This is a genomic window from Achromobacter xylosoxidans (genome assembly GCF_002192695.1).
GTDB lineage: Bacteria > Pseudomonadota > Gammaproteobacteria > Burkholderiales > Burkholderiaceae_B > Achromobacter > Achromobacter xylosoxidans_C.
This window is the reverse complement of sequence record NZ_MTLG01000104.1, coordinates 74,053-89,635: the sequence shown is the minus strand read 5'-3', so window position 1 is coordinate 89,635 and position 15,583 is coordinate 74,053. Positions and strand designations below refer to the sequence as shown.

Annotated in this window: 15 protein-coding genes; 13 read left to right on the top strand and 2 right to left on the bottom strand. The window is 67.9% G+C overall.

Translation table 11 applies throughout. From position 1 onward, the window contains the following. Positions 1-6: 6 nt before the first annotated feature. Positions 7-1,572, top strand: a complete 1,566-nt coding sequence (locus tag BRO63_RS24985) for a DUF1800 domain-containing protein (protein WP_088142373.1) — start codon at positions 7-9, stop codon at positions 1,570-1,572. After that, entirely contained in the window at positions 1,569-2,960 is a 1,392-nt protein-coding gene (locus tag BRO63_RS24980; protein ID WP_088142372.1) for a DUF1501 domain-containing protein, read from the top strand. Before BRO63_RS24985 ends, BRO63_RS24980 begins: the two co-directional genes overlap by 4 nt. 22 nt (positions 2,961-2,982) lie before the next feature. Here the strand turns inward: BRO63_RS24980 and BRO63_RS24975 are convergent, their stop codons facing one another. Both BRO63_RS24975 and BRO63_RS24970 read right to left on the bottom strand, forming a co-directional pair. Further along, positions 2,983-4,620: an acyl-CoA synthetase gene (locus tag BRO63_RS24975; RefSeq protein ID WP_088142371.1), complete on the bottom strand. Its 1,638-nt coding sequence runs from the start codon at positions 4,618-4,620 to the stop codon at positions 2,983-2,985. Positions 4,621-4,656: 36 nt separating this feature from the next. Next, positions 4,657-5,946, bottom strand: a complete 1,290-nt coding sequence (locus BRO63_RS24970) for a hypothetical protein (RefSeq protein ID WP_088142370.1) — start codon at positions 5,944-5,946, stop codon at positions 4,657-4,659. A 101-nt stretch (positions 5,947-6,047) separates the two neighbouring features. Between BRO63_RS24970 and BRO63_RS24965 the strand changes: the two genes are divergently transcribed. The 11 genes from BRO63_RS24965 (at position 6,048) to BRO63_RS24915 (ending at position 15,579) form a co-directional block, all read left to right on the top strand. Beyond that, positions 6,048-6,893, top strand: a complete 846-nt coding sequence (locus tag BRO63_RS24965; protein WP_088142369.1) for a GntR family transcriptional regulator — start codon at positions 6,048-6,050, stop codon at positions 6,891-6,893. 73 nt (positions 6,894-6,966) lie between these two features. Then, positions 6,967-8,148, top strand: coding sequence for an ABC transporter substrate-binding protein (locus tag BRO63_RS24960; protein WP_088142368.1), 1,182 nt, complete (start codon positions 6,967-6,969; stop codon positions 8,146-8,148). A 66-nt stretch (positions 8,149-8,214) separates the two neighbouring features. Next, entirely contained in the window at positions 8,215-9,144 is a 930-nt protein-coding gene (locus BRO63_RS24955; RefSeq protein WP_088142367.1) for a ferritin-like domain-containing protein, read from the top strand. Between the two features lie 17 nt (positions 9,145-9,161). Continuing rightward, positions 9,162-10,067 (top strand): hypothetical protein, encoded by a 906-nt coding sequence (locus BRO63_RS24950; RefSeq protein WP_088142366.1) that lies wholly within the window; start codon positions 9,162-9,164, stop codon positions 10,065-10,067. A 27-nt stretch (positions 10,068-10,094) separates the two neighbouring features. Continuing rightward, positions 10,095-10,973: a branched-chain amino acid ABC transporter permease gene (locus BRO63_RS24945; protein ID WP_256943403.1), complete on the top strand. Its 879-nt coding sequence runs from the start codon at positions 10,095-10,097 to the stop codon at positions 10,971-10,973. Positions 10,974-10,984: 11 nt separating this feature from the next. After that, positions 10,985-12,001, top strand: coding sequence for a branched-chain amino acid ABC transporter permease (locus BRO63_RS24940; protein ID WP_088142364.1), 1,017 nt, complete (start codon positions 10,985-10,987; stop codon positions 11,999-12,001). Continuing rightward, entirely contained in the window at positions 11,994-12,773 is a 780-nt protein-coding gene (locus tag BRO63_RS24935) for an ABC transporter ATP-binding protein (RefSeq protein WP_088142363.1), read from the top strand. The genes BRO63_RS24940 and BRO63_RS24935 overlap by 8 nt, the downstream gene beginning before the upstream one ends. Then, on the top strand, positions 12,766-13,479 hold the full coding sequence (locus tag BRO63_RS24930) for an ABC transporter ATP-binding protein (RefSeq protein ID WP_088142362.1): 714 nt from the start codon (positions 12,766-12,768) through the stop codon (positions 13,477-13,479). Before BRO63_RS24935 ends, BRO63_RS24930 begins: the two co-directional genes overlap by 8 nt. A gap of 18 nt (positions 13,480-13,497) precedes the next feature. Next, positions 13,498-14,370, top strand: coding sequence for an alpha/beta hydrolase (locus BRO63_RS24925; RefSeq protein ID WP_088142361.1), 873 nt, complete (start codon positions 13,498-13,500; stop codon positions 14,368-14,370). Between the two features lie 20 nt (positions 14,371-14,390). After that, positions 14,391-14,783 (top strand): RidA family protein, encoded by a 393-nt coding sequence (locus BRO63_RS24920; RefSeq protein ID WP_088142360.1) that lies wholly within the window; start codon positions 14,391-14,393, stop codon positions 14,781-14,783. Positions 14,784-14,817: 34 nt separating this feature from the next. Continuing rightward, on the top strand, positions 14,818-15,579 hold the full coding sequence (locus BRO63_RS24915) for an SDR family NAD(P)-dependent oxidoreductase (protein WP_088142359.1): 762 nt from the start codon (positions 14,818-14,820) through the stop codon (positions 15,577-15,579). The last annotated feature ends 4 nt before the right edge of the window (positions 15,580-15,583 follow it).

The window sequence follows — 15,583 nt, the reverse complement described above, 5'->3', positions numbered from 1 at the left end:
CCGCGCATGTCCGCTACGCCGTCAGCGGCTGCGCCGCAGTCCGCCGATATGTCCCCCGCAAGACCGACCCCGGGCCAGGCCTCGCGTTTCCTGGCGCAGGCCACGTTCGGCCCCACGCCCGCCGAGATCGAGGCCGTGGTGCGCGAGGGCTACGCGCCCTGGCTGGATGCGCAACTGGCCATGCCGCCGTCGCAGACCCATTTCGACTGGCTGCTGCAGCAGCGCAAGAACACCGAGGAATTCAAGGGCAACGGCATCAACGCGCCACTGGAGTCCACGCTGTGGCGCAAGTTCATCTCCGCCCCGGACCAGGTGCGCACCCGGGTGGCGTTCGCGCTGTCGGAGATCTTCGTGGTGGGCGTGTCGTCCATCACCGCGTCCTGGCCGCTGTTCGGCGCCGCGGGCTTCATGGACCTGCTGGCCGAACATGCCCTGGGCAACTACCAGCAGCTGCTGACGGCCGTGACCCGCAACCTGTCCATGGGCTGCATGCTGACCTACCGCGGCAACCGCAAGGAAGACCCCAAGACCGGCCGCCATCCCGACGAGAACTACGCCCGCGAGGTCATGCAGCTGTTCAGCATCGGCCTGCTGGAACTGGAGCCGGACGGCGCCGTCAGGATGGTCCAGGGCGCGCCCGTGGAAACCTACACCAATGCGGACGTGCAAGGGCTGGCCAAGGTCTTCACCGGCTGGGACATCAATGGTCCGGAAACCGACGTGGAGTTCCACCGCCGTCCCATGGCCTTGAACAACGCGCTGCACTCGCTGGCCGAGAAGCGCTTTCTGGGCGCGGTGGTGCCGGCGGGCACCGACGGCCACCTGTCGCTCAAGCGCGCCATGGAAGTGATCTGCGCTCATCCCAACGTGGGGCCCTTCATCGGCACCCAGCTGATCCAGCGCCTAGTCACCAGCAATCCCAGTCACGCCTATGTCGCGCGCGTGTCCGCGGCCTTCAATGACGACGGCAGCGGCGCGCGCGGCAACCTGAAGGCCGTGGTGCGCGCCGTCCTGCTCGACCCCGAGGCGCGCCAGCCCGACCTGGCCGCGCCCGGCTGGGGCAAGGTGCGCGAGCCCATCGTGCGCTTCGCGGCCTGGGCGCGGGCCTTCGGCGCCACCTCCAACAACGGCGCCTGGGCCATGCCCGACACCACCGACAACACGATCCGGCTGGCCCAGAGCCCGATGCGCTCGGCCAGCGTCTTCAACTTCTTCCGCCCGCGCTATGTGCCGCCGGTGACCGAGCTGGCGCGCCAGCACCTGGTGGCGCCGGAACTGCAGATCACCGACGAGACCAGCATCGCCGGCTACCTGAATTTCCTGGCCATCTATGTGGACCGGGGTTGGGAGGATCTGCAGACGCCCTACACCGCCGAGATCGCGCTGGCGCAGGATCCGTCCGCGCTGGTGGCGCGGGTGGCGCTGCTGCTGGCGGGCGATGCCTATTCCGCCGAGACCGCCGGCAGCATCGCGCGCGCCGTGGCCACGATACCGGCGGGCCGGCCGCGCGACCGCGTGCGCGCCGCCATCATGCTGGTGGCCGCCAGCCCCGAATACCTGGTGCAGAAATGAAGACTTCCCGCCACGCCGCGCAAACCAGCCGCCGCGAATTCCTGCTGCGCGCCTGCGCGCTCGGCGCCACCGGGGCCGCCGCGCCGCTGGCGCTGAACCTGGCGGCCCTGGGCGCGGCCGCGGCACAATCGGCGCCGGCCTCCTCCTACAAGGCGCTGGTCTGCGTGTTCCTGTACGGCGGCAACGACCCCTACAACTCGCTGGTGCCTTACGACATGGCCGCCTACAAGGCCTATGCCCAGGCGCGCACCGATATCGCCCTGCCGCGCAACGCGCTGCAGGCCACGGCGCTGCGCGGCAAGGAACCCGCTGCCGGCGGCGCCCAGTTCGCGCTGGCGCCGTCGCTGGCGCCGCTCAAGCCCTTGTACGAAAGCGGCGACATGGCGGTGCTGCTGAACATAGGCCCCCTGGTGGTGCCCACGTCCAAGCAGGAATACATCGGCGCGCGCGTGCCCCTGCCGCCCAAGCTGTTCTCGCATAACGACCAGCAGTCGTACTGGCAGGCACTGGCGCCGGAAGGCGCGGCATCGGGCTGGGCCGGAAGGCTGACGGACCTGTACGCGGATGCCAACGCGCAACGCACCTTCACGGGCATCACCGCAGGCGGCAGCAGCGTGCTGCTGGCCGGACGCAAGATCGCCGGCTACCGCGTGGGCATCCATGGTTCCACGCAGATGGACCTGTTGACCCGCGACATGTATGGCTCCAGCGCCTGCACGGCCTTGCTGCGCCAGTTGATCACGCAACCGCGCGAGCACCTGATGGAGCGCGAGATGTCGCGCATCGCCGCGCAGTCCATCGACGCCGATGCGCGCCTGCGCGCAGCCCTCGCGGACGTGGCGGTTCCAGGTGATTTCTCGTCACCCCTGGCGCAGCAGTTGAAGATCGTCGCCCGCATCATCGCGGCGCGCCAGGCGCTGGGCGCGCGCCGCCAGGTCTTCTTCGTATCCCAGAACGGCTATGACAACCACGCCGGATTGAACGACACCCACCCCGCCCTGCTCAAGGAACTGGGCCAGGCCCTGGCCACGTTCCAGCAGGCGCTGTCGGCGATCGGCGTGGCGGACCAGGTGACCACGTTCACGGCATCCGAATTCGGCCGCACCCTGGGCTCCAACGGCAATGGCTCCGACCATGGCTGGGGCTCGCATCACTTCGTGCTGGGCGGCGCCGTCAAGGGCGGCCGCTACTACGGCAGCCATCCCGAAATCGCCCTGGACGGCCCCGGCTTCGTCGACAACGGCCGCCTCTTGCCGACCCTGGCCGTGGACCAGCTCGGCGCGTCCCTGGGCGGCTGGTTCGGCGCCAGCCGCGACGATCTGGGGCTGGTGTTCCCGAACCTGCGGCGCTTCGACGCGCAGGCGCTGGATCTGCTGCCGCGCGCCTAGGGCCGCGCCGGCGGCGGCGGACTCACAGCTGCCGCGCCTGTACACGCAGCAGGTACTTCTGGATCTTGCCCGTGGCGGTCTTGGGCAAGGGGCCGAACACAAAGGTGCGCGGCACCTTGAAGCCCGCCAGGCGGCCCCGGCAGAAGCTGGCCAGTTCCTCCGCGGTCGCGGCGCAGCCGTCCTTCAGCGTGACGAAGGCGCAAGGCGTCTCGCCCCACTTGGCATCCGGCCGCGCCACCACCGCCGCTTCCAGCACGGCGGGATGCGCGTACAAGGCATCCTCGACCTCGACCGTCGAGATGTTCTCGCCGCCGGAAATGACGATGTCCTTGGCGCGATCCTTGATCTGCATGTAGCCGTCGGGATGCACCACGCCCAGATCGCCGGTGTGAAACCAGCCGCCGGCGAAGGCCTCGGCCGTGGCTTGCGGATTCTTCAGGTAGCCCTTCATGAGCGTGTTGCCGCGCATCATGATTTCGCCCACGGTGGCGCCGTCCGGGGGCACGGGCTCCAGGGTGGCGGGATCCAGCACGCGGACCTGTTCCATCGTGTGCTTGCGCACGCCGATGCGGGCCTTGAGCGCAGCCTGTTCATCCAACGGCAAATCGCTCCAGGCCTCGTGCCAGGCGCAACTGATCGACGGACCGTAGCTCTCCGTCAGGCCGTACAGATGCGTGACGTCTATGCCCAGTTCGTCCATCGCCGCGATGACGGCGGCCGGAGGCGGAGAACCGCCAGTGAGCACCTGCACCGGCCGGACCGCACGCCGCTTGATCGCTGGCGGACTGTTGATCAGCATGCCGAGCACCACCGGCGCGGCGCAGAAATAATCGACCCCATGCGCCTGGATGGCGTCGAAGATGGCGCCGGCCTCGACCCGCCGCAGGCAGACATTGGTTCCCGCCAGCAGCGCGATGGCCCAGGGAAAGCTCCAGCCATTGCAGTGGAACATCGGCAAGGTCCAGAGGTACACGGCATGCTGGCGCATGTCGCAGGCCAGGGCGTTGCCCATCGCGTTCAGATAGGCGCCGCGATGGTGGTACAGCACACCCTTGGGGCGGCCGGTGGTGCCGGAGGTGTAGTTCAGGCACAGCGATTGCCATTCGTCCGCCGGCCAGGGGAACCCGGCCGCCGCATCGCCCGATGCCAGCAGCGCTTCGTAGTTCATTTCCCCGATCAGCTCGCCGGGCCCGCCGTATTCGGGATCGTCGATATCCACCACCCGGATCCGCCTGCGGGTCTGGGCCAGCGCCTGCGCCATGACGGGCGCGTACTCGCGGTCCGTCAACAACACCACCGCCGCGCCGTGCTCCAGGATGAAGGACAGCGTTTCCGCGTCCAGCCGGGTATTCAGGGCATTGAGCACCGCGCCCGCCATGGCGACGCCGAAGTGGGCCTCGTACAAGGCCGGGATGTTGGGCGCCATCACGGCCACCGTATCGCCAGGCCGCACGCCCAGGCGCGCCAGCCCGCTGGCCAGCCGGCGGCAGCGCGCGTAGGTTTCGCGCCAGCTCTGGCGCAGCGCGCCGTGAACGATGGCGGTGCGTTCCGGATAGACCTTCGCCGCGCGCTCGATGAACGTCAGCGGCGAAAGCGCCAGATAATTGGCGCTGTTGCGTTCGATATCCTGCGCGTGATGGTCGGGAGTGTCGGCGGGCATCGGAGTCTCACAGAAGCGAAACGCTCACCGCGCCCTTCAGGCGCCGGCTAGCGGGGACAGGCCGCGCAGCGTCGCGCGCAGCAGGGAATCGCTCAAGTCCGCGTCCGCCTGCATCAAGCGCTGCAGCAGGCGGTCGGGACTGTCGCCGGAAGTTTGCAGATGCCAGCCGTACAGGTGCAGTCCGTTCAGCACATAGGCATCGTCCAGGCCTTCCAGCACGGCATGCCGGCGCGGCGCGCGCGCGGACGGCGGCAAGGCGTTGTCGGCGCAGTCCGCGACCAGGATGGACGTGGGCCGGGAAAAATAATCCGCCACCCGCAAGCGGGCCTCGTCCAGCCGGCGCAGCGCCGCGGCGTCCAGCGGCTCGTCCGCCAGACGCACCTTGAGCAGCAGGTTGCGCTGGTCGAGTTCGACGATGTGCAGGTCTTTCTCGACCCAGTCGGCATGAACCGGCACGCTCTTGCGGCGGAAGACTTCCGCGGCCGCCAGCCCCGCTCCCAGACCTTCGCCGGCAAGCAGCTGCTTGAAGAAGTCCCGCTCGGCCATGGCGCGATCCAGTTCCTGCAGCTCCAGATCCAGCGCATGGCGCTCGCGCAGGCACTGCGCGCGGCGGGCGTGCAATTGCTCGTCTGCCGGACCGCGCTGCAGGTCCAGCCACCCCGCCAGGCGCACGCCGCTGCGTTGGCCCAGGCGCTCGATGCAGCGGCGCAACTCCCGCAGGAACAGCGCCGCGCCCGCCTCGTCCTGCGCCAGGTCCGGCGCCAGCGCCGGGAGCAGCAGCAGGCGGCCCGGCGGCTCGCTGGCGTAGCTCGCCAAGGTCATGCCCACGCCGTCCTCGAGTATGCCCGCGCCCGGCGCCGCGGCCAGCGTCGCGCAGGGTTGGAAACAGCGCGCGGCTTCGGTGAAGAGCGTGCGGAAAGGCTCGCCCGCCTGGCGCGGCAGCGCATCGCCATCGATCGGCTGGCTGCGCACCGTCCGCGGCCAGAGCGGATCGGACCAGTCGTAGGGAAGAATGTCTTGCAGGGTGTGCACGCCCACCGTGCGCGGCGCGGGAACCAGGACGACCAGCGTGCCGCCCGCGCCCAGCAGGCGTTTGAATTGCTCGCGCCAGTGGCGGCTGGTGGCCAGCAGCCATTCCGACGCGCCCACGCCCAGCACCGGCGGATCGGCGCGTTCGCAGGCGGCCTCCAGCACCGGGTACAGGCCGGCGGGATTCCATATGAGCACGTCAGCCCGGTCCAGCGAGGCGGGCTGATCAAAGGACAGAACGGCATCCAGGCTGTGGGGCGCAAGCGCCAGCGCAAGGTCGAGCGTAGAAATATTCATATCGCTAATCCGTACTTGACTTTCGAAATCAATATATCATAAAGTCTAGTTAACTAGACAAATATACAAATCCTATATACATATTCCGGAATCCAGCTGTCATGTCCACTCTTACGAACGTCCGCAACGAGTCCCCCGCCTCCAGCAGCCCCGTGGCGCTGGACCGCGACTCCCCTCTGCCGCTCTATGTGCAGATCAAGCGGCGCGTGCTGATGATGATCCTGAACTGGCAGCAGGAAAGCGACCGCTTTCATACCGACCACGAACTGAGCGAACAATTCGACGTCAGCCGCATGACGGTGCGCCAGGCCATCCAGGAACTGGTGGACGAAGGCTATCTGCGGCGGGTCCGAGGGTCCGGCACCTTCGTCTGCGCCCCCAAGATCGACGAGCAGTTCAGCCCCGCCATGGACTTCATCGACCAGTGGTCCGCCCACGGCCGCCCGCTGAGCCTGCGCGTGCTGCACTGTGCCCAGGAACCCGCCACCGCCGCGGTGGCGCGCCAGCTGGACGTGGCGCCGGGCACGCCGGTCTGGAGCATCCTGCGCCTGCGCACGGTCCAGCTGGTGCCGATTTCGATCGACTACCGCTATGTGCGCGTCGACCGCATCCCCCGCATCGACGCCAGCCAGGTCGAGGCAGGCTCCCTGCTGGAGTTGATCGGCCGCCAGGTCGAACTGGCCTACGGCAATCTCAAGATCGAGGGCGGCGCGGTGCAGGCCGAGCATGCCGACTACCTCAGCCTGCTGCCCGGAGATCCCATCCTGACACGGCACCTGGTTTATTTCGACAAGCAGGACCAGCCGGTCATGTCCGGTTTTTCCCACTATCGCGCGGATCAGGTCCGGTACTCGGTGCGCGTGCCGTTGCAGAACGGCGCAGGCAAGACGGACCAGGTGTCTGACTCGCTCGAGTTCCGCAATCCCCCGGGCGCGGCGGAGAACTAGCGCGCTTGCGTTTTCGCTGTTCGTGGAAGTTGCTGCACCCCTTAAATCCCGCATCAGGCACAGGAGTAGCACCATGACTTGCATAAAGACGTTTCTGGAGTTCTCGCGGCGCGCGGCCATTGCGCTGCCGGCCGCCGCGCTGATGCTGGGCATGCACGCCGCCAGCGCGCAGGATGCGGTGCGGATAGGATCCATCCTGTCCGTGACCGGTCCCGCCGCCTTTCTGGGCGAAGACATGAAGGCCGGCATGGAAATGGCCATCGACGACATCAACGCCGCCGGCGGCATCGGCGGCAAGAAGGTCGAATGGGTGTTCTACGACGCCGAAAGCCAGACCGCCAAGGCGATCAACGCCACCAAGCGGCTGCTGTCCCAGGACAAGGTGGACATCATCGTCGGCGGCGGCAACATGAGCGGCATCGCCATGGCCATGGTGCCGATGGTGGACAAGGCCGCCACGCCCTTCATTTCCACCGAAGGCTCGATGCAGATCGTGATGCCGGTGGCGGAACGCAAGTATGTATTCAAGAGCACCGTGGACGACGACCAGGTGATCGACCGGGTGCTGGATTACTTCGACAAGAAGGGCATCAAGCGCGCCGCCCTGCTGGCCGACAACAGCGGCTTCGGCCAGAGCGCCGTCGAACAGATGAAGCGGCTTGCCGCCAAGCGCGGCATCGACATCACGTATGAATCCTTCAACCCCGCCGACACCGACCTGACGCCGCAGCTCACGCGCATCAAGAACGCGTCGGTGCAGGCCATCATCTGCTGGACCGTCACCCCGGCCGGCGTGGTGTTCATCAAGCAGGCGCAGCAGCTGGGCCTGGACAAGCTGACGCTGGTGCACAGCTATGGCTTCGTCGACCAGCGCTACATGAAGCTGGCGGGCGACTCGGTCAAGGACCTGCTGCTGGTCAGCGTCAAATTCCCGGTGGGCCAGGACCTGCCCGACGCCGATCCCATCAAGACCCGCATCGTGGACCTCAGCAAGCGCTTCGAGGCCCGCTACAAGCGCAAGCCCAACCAGTTCGTGGCCCAAACCTACGACGCCATGATGCTGGCGCGCGCCGCCCTGGACAAGAGCGGCGGCGACAAGGAAAAGACCCGCGAACAGCTGACCGCCATCACCGGCTACCAGGGCGTGGGCGGGGTCTTCAATTTCTCGCCCCAGCGCCACTCGGGCCTGGATAAGGATGACATCGTCATGCTCGGCTACCGGGACGGGCAGTTCCGGCTGGCCGACTACAAGTAAAGCAGCTCCTACTCCGCAACCTCCACTCACGCGCGCCGCGGGCGCAGCAAATCAGGGAGTGCAGTCATGAACGTAGCAAGCGCCGAGCCGCGTACGATCCTGGACGATCCGGAAAGCATCTTTCCGCTGGACCTGGACACCCGGATTCCCAAGATCCGCGACCTCTACCACCTGGCAACGGTCAAGCAGTGGGACCCGCGCACCGACATCGACTGGCATCTGTTCGACGCCTCGCAGTACACGCCCGAGCAACGCTACGCGGCCCGCCAGTACTGGAGCCGCCGCGCCTGGAGCGAATACGGCGCCATCTCGGAAAGCCCGGCCCTGCAGATCCGCTTCTGCCACGACAAGTGCGAACCCGACCTGCGGCTGTTCTTCACCATCCGTTCGCAGGAAGAAAGCCGCCACGCCGAAGCCTGCTACCGCATGGCCGAAGCGCTGGGCGGCTACATGGAGCAGCCGGCCCAGGCCGCCTACCAGGGCTCCGTCGCCACCCACGGCGTGCGCAAGATGGCGCTGGACCCCGAGGTGTCGGTCGAGGCGATCCTCGCGGCGCTGGTCTGCGCCGCCGAGGAAATCGCGTTCGACGTCTTCCGCCACTTGGTCGAGATCACCCGCGACCCCGTCGCCAAGCAGATCTGCGCCCGCATCATGCGCGACGAGGTCCGGCACTGCGCGTTCGGCTGGCGCTTCCTCGACCACCGCATTCCGCAGATGTCCGCCGCCGAAATCAAGGTGGTGGAAAACGCCGTGATCAACATGATGGAAAAGGTCGAGCTCAACGGCTATCACAGCGCATGGCTGGCGCCCGACAACCCGGCTTCGCGCGCCGAAATGGAAGTGGACCGGCTCACCTGGGAAGCCGGCCTGGGCTCCACGGTCGAAGAACTGGAAAAGCCCCTGTTCGTTGAAACCGTGCAGCGCGTGCGCCGCCAGATGGAGCCCTGGGGCGTGCGCCTACCCCTGCTGCACCACCCGAAGATCGGCGAATTCTGAACCCGAGGGAACCCGTCATGAACGCAGCTACGACCAGAATTCCCGTTGAGCGCCGCTTCCCGCTGACGCTCAAGCAGTCCATCACCTCGATCCGCGAACTGTACGAAACCGGCAAGCAGCAGCGCTGGGCGCCGGAAACGGACATTCCCTGGGCCAGCCTGGACCTCGGCGCGCTCGATGCGCAGGTCCGCGACGCCGCCCGCCTGACCTGGAGCCGCCGCGCCTGGGTGGAATACGCGGGCCTGAGCGAAACACCGGCGCTGCTGGTGCGCCTGTGCCTGGAGAGCGGCCGCGAGTCCGACCCCAAGTACTTCCTCACCGTGCGCAACACCGAGGAAGCCTGGCAGATCGAGTGCTTCCACCGCTACGCCACCCTGCTGGGCGGCTACCTGAACCGCCCGCCCAGCCCCCAGCAGGAAGCCATCTTCAATCAATGCAGGCATCGCCAGGTGCTGGATGCCGCCTGCAATGCCGACGCCTTCTTCACCACGCACGCCGCGGTGGAAGACGGCCTGGAGCTGGAGCTGTTCCGCGCGTACCTGGAAAACGCCCGTGAACCGGTAGCGCGCCGCATCCTGGAACAATGCGTCCAGGCCAAGGAACGCCACGCCACCTTCGGCTGGCTCTATGTCGCCGAACGCGCCGCCGCCTGGTCCGACGCCGACCGCGCCGCCGTGGCCCAGGCCGTGTCGGGCTATCTGAACGAGGTCGAACTGCGCGGCTATCACTGCCCCTGGCTGGCGGAACCCGATGGTCCCGAAAGCCGGGCCAACGCGCTGACGGCCGAAGCGGGCCTGGGCGCTGCGTCGGCCGACCGGGAGCACGAGGTCCTGTGGTCGTACCTGGAGACGGTGACGCGGCGGCTGGCCGATTTCGGCGTCGAACTGCCGGGCATCGCGCTCACCACGCGCCGGCCCAACTGAGCCGGCGCCGGGGGCCCTGCCATGGACATGTCCGCGCAAATCATCCAACTGCTGGTCGCCGGAATCACCACCGGCAGCATCTACGCCATCGTGGCGGTGGGATTCAACGTCATCTTCAAGAGCACCGACGCCATCAACTTCGCCCAGGGCGAATGGGTCATGATGGGCGGCATGGTGGCGGCGGCCTGTTACGCGGTGGCCGAGCTGCCGCTATGGCTGTCCTGCCTGGCGGCCGTGGCCCTGGTGGCCTTGGCGGGCGGCGTGTCCGAACGCCTGGTGATCCATCCGCTGAAAAAGCCCGCGCCCCTGCTGGTGACGCTGCTCAGCATCGGCCTGGCCATCTGTACCAAAAGCCTGGTGATGCTGGGGCTGGGCAAGACGCCGATGGGCTATCCCGCATTCTCGGGCGATGCGCCGGTGCCGCTGGCCGGCGCGCAGATTCCGCCGCAGAGCTTCTGGGTGATGGGGGTGGCGCTGGCCTTCATGCTGGGGACGCACTTCTTCTTCGAGCGCACCCTGCTGGGCAAGACCCTGCGCGCGACCGCCATCGACCGCGACGCGGCCGCCCTGGTCGGCATCAACGTGCGGCGGTCGGTGACGGTGGCCTTCGTGCTGGCGGCGCTGGCCGGCGGCATCGCGGGCGTGATCATCGCGCCGCTGACCTTCACCTCCTATGACCACGGCACCATGCTCGGCTTCAAGGGCTTCAGCGCGGCCATGCTGGGCGGCCTGGGCAGCCTGCAGGGCGCCTTGCTCGGCGGCGTGCTGCTGGGCGTGATCGAAGCGCTGGGCGGCGGCCTGATTTCCTCGCAGTACAAGGACGCGCTGTCCTTCATCGTGCTGCTGCTGGTGCTGTTCTACCGTCCCCAGGGCCTGCTGGGCAAAGCCGAAATCAACAAGGTCTGAAAGGGGTGACGATGAAATCCGAAATCCATCCGCCCGGGGACGGCGCGCGCCACGATTTGCGCATCCTGCTGGCGCTGTGGGGCCTGTTCCTTCTGTTTCCGCTGGTGGCGCCGAACAGCTATGCCGTGGGCCTGGCGGTGACGTTCAGCATCAACCTGATGCTGATCGCCAGCCTCAACCTGCTGATGGGCTACTGTGGGCAGATCTCCATGTGCCAGGCCGGCTTCTTCGGCCTGGGCGCCTATGTCAGCGGCGCCTTGTCGGCCAAGTACGGCCTCCCCGCGCTTGCCAGCATCCCGGCCGCGCTGGCGGTCGCAAGCACGGCGGCGCTGTTGATCGCCCTGCCCGTGCTGCGGCTGCGGGGTCACTACCTGGCGATGGCAACGCTGGGATTCAACGCCATCCTGTCGGTGCTGTTCGTCGAACTGGTGGACTACACGGGCGGCCCCAACGGCCTGTCGGGCGTCGAACCCATCACGGTCGCGGGCTATGCCTTCGATACCGACCGGCGCTTCTTCTACCTGGCCTGGGCCGCGGGCCTCTTACTGATGTGGGGTTTCCTCAACCTGACCCGCTCGCGCATCGGCCGCGCCATGATCAGCGTGGCCGGCAGCGAGGTCGGCGCGGCCAGCCTGGGCATCAACACCTATGCGCTCAAGGTGGCGGTGTTCGTGCTCTGCGCCGCGGTCGCGGCCCTGGCGGGCACGTTCTATGTCCACTTCAACCAGTTCGCGTCGCCCGAGACCTTCAGCTTCTCCGCATCGGTGCTGCTGCTGGTCATGGTCGCGGTCGGCGGCTGGGGCAAGTACTGGGGGCCGCTGTTCGGCGCGCTGGTCTACACCGCGGTGCCGGAACTGCTGCGCGCCTTCCACGACGTCGAGCTGCTGCTGTTCGGGCTGGGCATGATCCTGGTCCTGATGTTCTTCCCGGGGGGGCTGGCGGGACTGGCGCAGCGGCTGTGCAGGCGTTCAGCCCGCCTGCCCGCGTCCCCGGTGGCGGCAACAAAGGGAAAGGTGCGCCATGGCTGATCACGATTTCCTGTCGGTGCGGGACCTGGGCATCAATTTCGGCGGACTGGCCGCGCTTGCCGACCTGTCCTTCGACCTGAAGCAAGGCCAGATCAAGGGCCTCATCGGCCCCAATGGCGCGGGCAAGAGCACCCTGTTCAACATCGTCGCGGGGTTGCTGCAGCCGGGCAACGGCGAGGTGCGCTTTCGCGGCCGCTCGGTGCGGGGCCTGCCGCCGCACCAGCGTGTCCGGCTGGGCATCGCCCGCACCTTCCAGAACCTGCAGATCTTCAAGGACCTGACGGTGCTGGAGAACGTCATGGTCGGCTGCCATGCGCGCTTCGGCTCCGGCCTGTGGGCCTGCATGCTGCGCACGCCCCGCCAGCGCCGCGACGAACGGCGGATGCGCGACATCGCGATGCAGCGGCTGGAACAACTGCATCTGGCCCGCCAGGCCGACGTGCTGGCCGCGGACCTGAGCTTCGGCCAGGCCAAGATCCTGGAAATCGCCCGCGCCCTGGCCGCCGATCCCACGCTGCTGCTGCTGGACGAACCCGTCGCGGGCGTGCCGCATGCCGAAGTGGCGCAGGTGGCCCAGGTCATACGCGAAGTCAACGCCAGCGGGGTGACCGTGCTGCTGGTCGAGCACAACATGAGCTTCGTCATGCAGCTGTGCGACGACATCCTGGTCCTGAACTACGGCCGCAAGATTGCCGAAGGCCAGGCCGACGCGGTGCGCGTCGATCCCCTGGTCCTGAAGGCCTATCTCGGGGAGGACATGCCCGATGCTTGAAATCACCAACCTGTGCGCCTCGTATGGCGCCGGCGACGTCCTGCGGGAAACCAGCCTGGAGATTCCCGCCGGGCAGATAGGCTGCCTGCTCGGCGCCAACGGCGCCGGCAAGACCACCGTCATGCGCAGCCTGAGCGGCCTGCTGCGCCCCCTGCGCGGCAGCGTGCGCTTCGAAGGGGAAGCGATAGAAGCGCTGCCCGCCGACCGCATCGTCGACCGCGGCATCGTCCTGGTGCCCGAAGGCCGGCGCGTGTTCGCGCCGCTATCGGTCAGCGAAAACCTGGAAATGGGCGGCTACAAACTGCTCAAGCAACGCCGCCAGTCGGAATTTCGCCGCAACCTCGACTTCGTCCTGGACCTGTTCCCGCGGCTGTCCGAGCGCGCCCGCCAGCCTGCGGGAACGCTGTCCGGCGGCGAACAGCAGATGGTCGCGATCGGCCGGGCCCTGATGAGCAGCCCGCGCCTGTTGATGCTGGACGAACCGTCCATGGGCCTGGCGCCCCTGGTCGTGAAGGACATCTTCCTGTCGCTGCGGCGGCTCAAGCAGGAAGGCCTGACGCTGTTCATCGCCGAACAGAACGCCAGGCTGACCTTGAGCGCCGCGGACTACGGCTACGTGCTGCAGGAAGGCCGGGTGGCGTATTCGGGCAGCGCCCAGGCGCTGCGCGACGATACACGGGTACAGGCCGCCTATCTGGGCGCCTGACAGGAGACAGGTGACGCGATGACGTGTTCTACCCAGGGACAGGCGATCGATCCGGAGCAGGAAGCGCAGTACAACCTGCGTGCCCGGCATCCCGAACGCGAGGAAATCTACTTTACCTACGCACGCCGCAGCGCGAATACCCGCAACCGGCCCGAAGCGCGCCTGGACCTGCGCTTCGGCGAGCGGCCCTCGAGCGTGCTGGACCTGTTCGTTCCCGGCCACGTGCCGGCGCCGCCGCTGCTGGTTTTCATCCATGGCGGCTACTGGCGCGCGCTGGACAAGCATGGCTTCTCGTTCATCGCCGACGAATACCTGGCTCGCGGCGTGGCCGTGGCGCTGCCCAACTACACGCTGGCGCCGCATGCGAGCGTCTCCGAAATCGTCGACGAAGCCTGCGCCGCCGTGTCCTGGCTGACCGCGCAGGGCGAGCGCCACGGTTACGACGCCAGCCGCATCGTGCTGTCCGGCCACTCCGCCGGCGGGCACATGGCCGCCCGCGCGCTGTGCCGCGACCTGGTGCCCGCCCTGGCGGGCAGGATACGCGGCTATGTGGGCTTAAGCGGCCTGTTCGATCTGGAACCGCTGCTACGCACTTCCATCAACCGCGATCTCCACATGAGCGCGGCCGAAGCCCGCAGCCTGGGGCTGTACCAACAAGCCACGCTGTACGAGGTCCCCATGGTGTTCGCGGCCGGCGCCCTGGAAACCGAGGGCTTCCGCGGCCAGAGCCGGGACTTCTCGCAACACTGCGCCAGCCACGGCCACGCGGTCGAGAACCTGGTGGTGCCGCAGCGCAACCATTTCGATCTGCTGACCGATTTCGCCGGCGGCGGCTATCCGCTGTTCAACAAGACGCTCGATCTGCTGCTGTCCGGCGCAGGCCGGGCCTGATCTTTCCACAAGGAGTCCCCATGGCAGGCCAACCACTCAATCCCGCGGGCGTCTGCGCGCCGCTGGGCCCCTACAGCCAGGGCGTGCTGACCGAAGGCGCCGGGCGCTGGCTGCACATTGCCGGCCAGGTGGGAGTATCGTCGGAAGGCGCGCTCGCCCAGGGCTTCGAAGCCCAGGCCCATGCCGCCTGGCGCAACATCCAGGCCATGCTGGAGGCCGCGGGGATGCATGCGGGCGATCTGGTCAAGGTCGTGACCTACATCACGGACGAAAGCCAGCTCCCGCTGCTCGGCCCGGTCAGGCTGGCCTATCTGGGCGAGGCCCGTCCCGCCGCGACGCTGGTCGTGGTGCGCGCCCTGGCGCGGCCCGAGTGGCTGATCGAAGTGGAAGCGTCGGCGTACAAGCCTGCATGACCGCCGCGGCGGCATCGCCCGAAGGAGAACAAGCATGTTCGAGGACCTACGCAACAAGCGGGCCCTGGTGACCGGCGCCTTCGGCGGACTGGGCGCCGAGTTCGCGCGCACCCTGTCCGCGGCGGGCGCGCACGTGGCCCTGGCCGGACGCAGGCTGCAGGCCGGCGAGCAGCTGGCCGCGGAACTGGCCGCCACGGATCGCCAGGCATGCGCCATCGCGCTGGACGTTACCCAGCCCGACAGCGTCGCGGGCCTGTTCGATGCCGCGTCCGAGCGCCTGGGCGGCGCCATCGACATCCTGATCAACAACGCCGGCGTCACGGCCACACGGCCGGCGCTGGAGCATACCGAAGCCGACTGGATGGACGTGATCGACGTCAACCTCAATGGCACCTGGCGCGTGGCGCAGGCAGCCGGGCGCCACATGCAGGCGCACGGCGGCGGCAGCATCATCAACATTGCCTCCATCCTCGGGCTGCGGGTGGCCCAGCAGGTGCCGGCCTACGCCGCCTCCAAGGCTGCGCTGATCCAGCTGACGCAGGCCCTGGCGCTGGAATGGGCGCGCCACGGTATCCGCGTCAATGCGCTGGCGCCAGGCTACATAGAAACCGACCTGAACCGCGAATTCTTCGCCAGCGACGCGGGACAGGCGCTGATCCGGCGCGTGCCGCAGCGCCGGCTCGGGCAGGCGCGGGAGCTGTCGGCTCCCCTGCTGCTGCTGGCTTCCGACGCCTCTTCCTTCATGACCGGGTCGGTCCTGGTGGTGGACGGCGGACATCTCATTTCCACGCTTTGACTCC

Coding starts and splice junctions, on each gene's coding strand:
- BRO63_RS24985 (WP_088142373.1), top strand. CDS start 7: ATGTCCGCTACGCCGTCAGCGGCTGCGCCGCAGTCCGCCGATATGTCC.
- BRO63_RS24980 (WP_088142372.1), top strand. CDS start 1,569: ATGAAGACTTCCCGCCACGCCGCGCAAACCAGCCGCCGCGAATTCCTG.
- BRO63_RS24975 (WP_088142371.1), bottom strand. CDS start 4,620: ATGCCCGCCGACACTCCCGACCATCACGCGCAGGATATCGAACGCAAC.
- BRO63_RS24970 (WP_088142370.1), bottom strand. CDS start 5,946: ATGAATATTTCTACGCTCGACCTTGCGCTGGCGCTTGCGCCCCACAGC.
- BRO63_RS24965 (WP_088142369.1), top strand. CDS start 6,048: ATGTCCACTCTTACGAACGTCCGCAACGAGTCCCCCGCCTCCAGCAGC.
- BRO63_RS24960 (WP_088142368.1), top strand. CDS start 6,967: ATGACTTGCATAAAGACGTTTCTGGAGTTCTCGCGGCGCGCGGCCATT.
- BRO63_RS24955 (WP_088142367.1), top strand. CDS start 8,215: ATGAACGTAGCAAGCGCCGAGCCGCGTACGATCCTGGACGATCCGGAA.
- BRO63_RS24950 (WP_088142366.1), top strand. CDS start 9,162: ATGAACGCAGCTACGACCAGAATTCCCGTTGAGCGCCGCTTCCCGCTG.
- BRO63_RS24945 (WP_256943403.1), top strand. CDS start 10,095: ATGTCCGCGCAAATCATCCAACTGCTGGTCGCCGGAATCACCACCGGC.
- BRO63_RS24940 (WP_088142364.1), top strand. CDS start 10,985: ATGAAATCCGAAATCCATCCGCCCGGGGACGGCGCGCGCCACGATTTG.
- BRO63_RS24935 (WP_088142363.1), top strand. CDS start 11,994: ATGGCTGATCACGATTTCCTGTCGGTGCGGGACCTGGGCATCAATTTC.
- BRO63_RS24930 (WP_088142362.1), top strand. CDS start 12,766: ATGCTTGAAATCACCAACCTGTGCGCCTCGTATGGCGCCGGCGACGTC.
- BRO63_RS24925 (WP_088142361.1), top strand. CDS start 13,498: ATGACGTGTTCTACCCAGGGACAGGCGATCGATCCGGAGCAGGAAGCG.
- BRO63_RS24920 (WP_088142360.1), top strand. CDS start 14,391: ATGGCAGGCCAACCACTCAATCCCGCGGGCGTCTGCGCGCCGCTGGGC.
- BRO63_RS24915 (WP_088142359.1), top strand. CDS start 14,818: ATGTTCGAGGACCTACGCAACAAGCGGGCCCTGGTGACCGGCGCCTTC.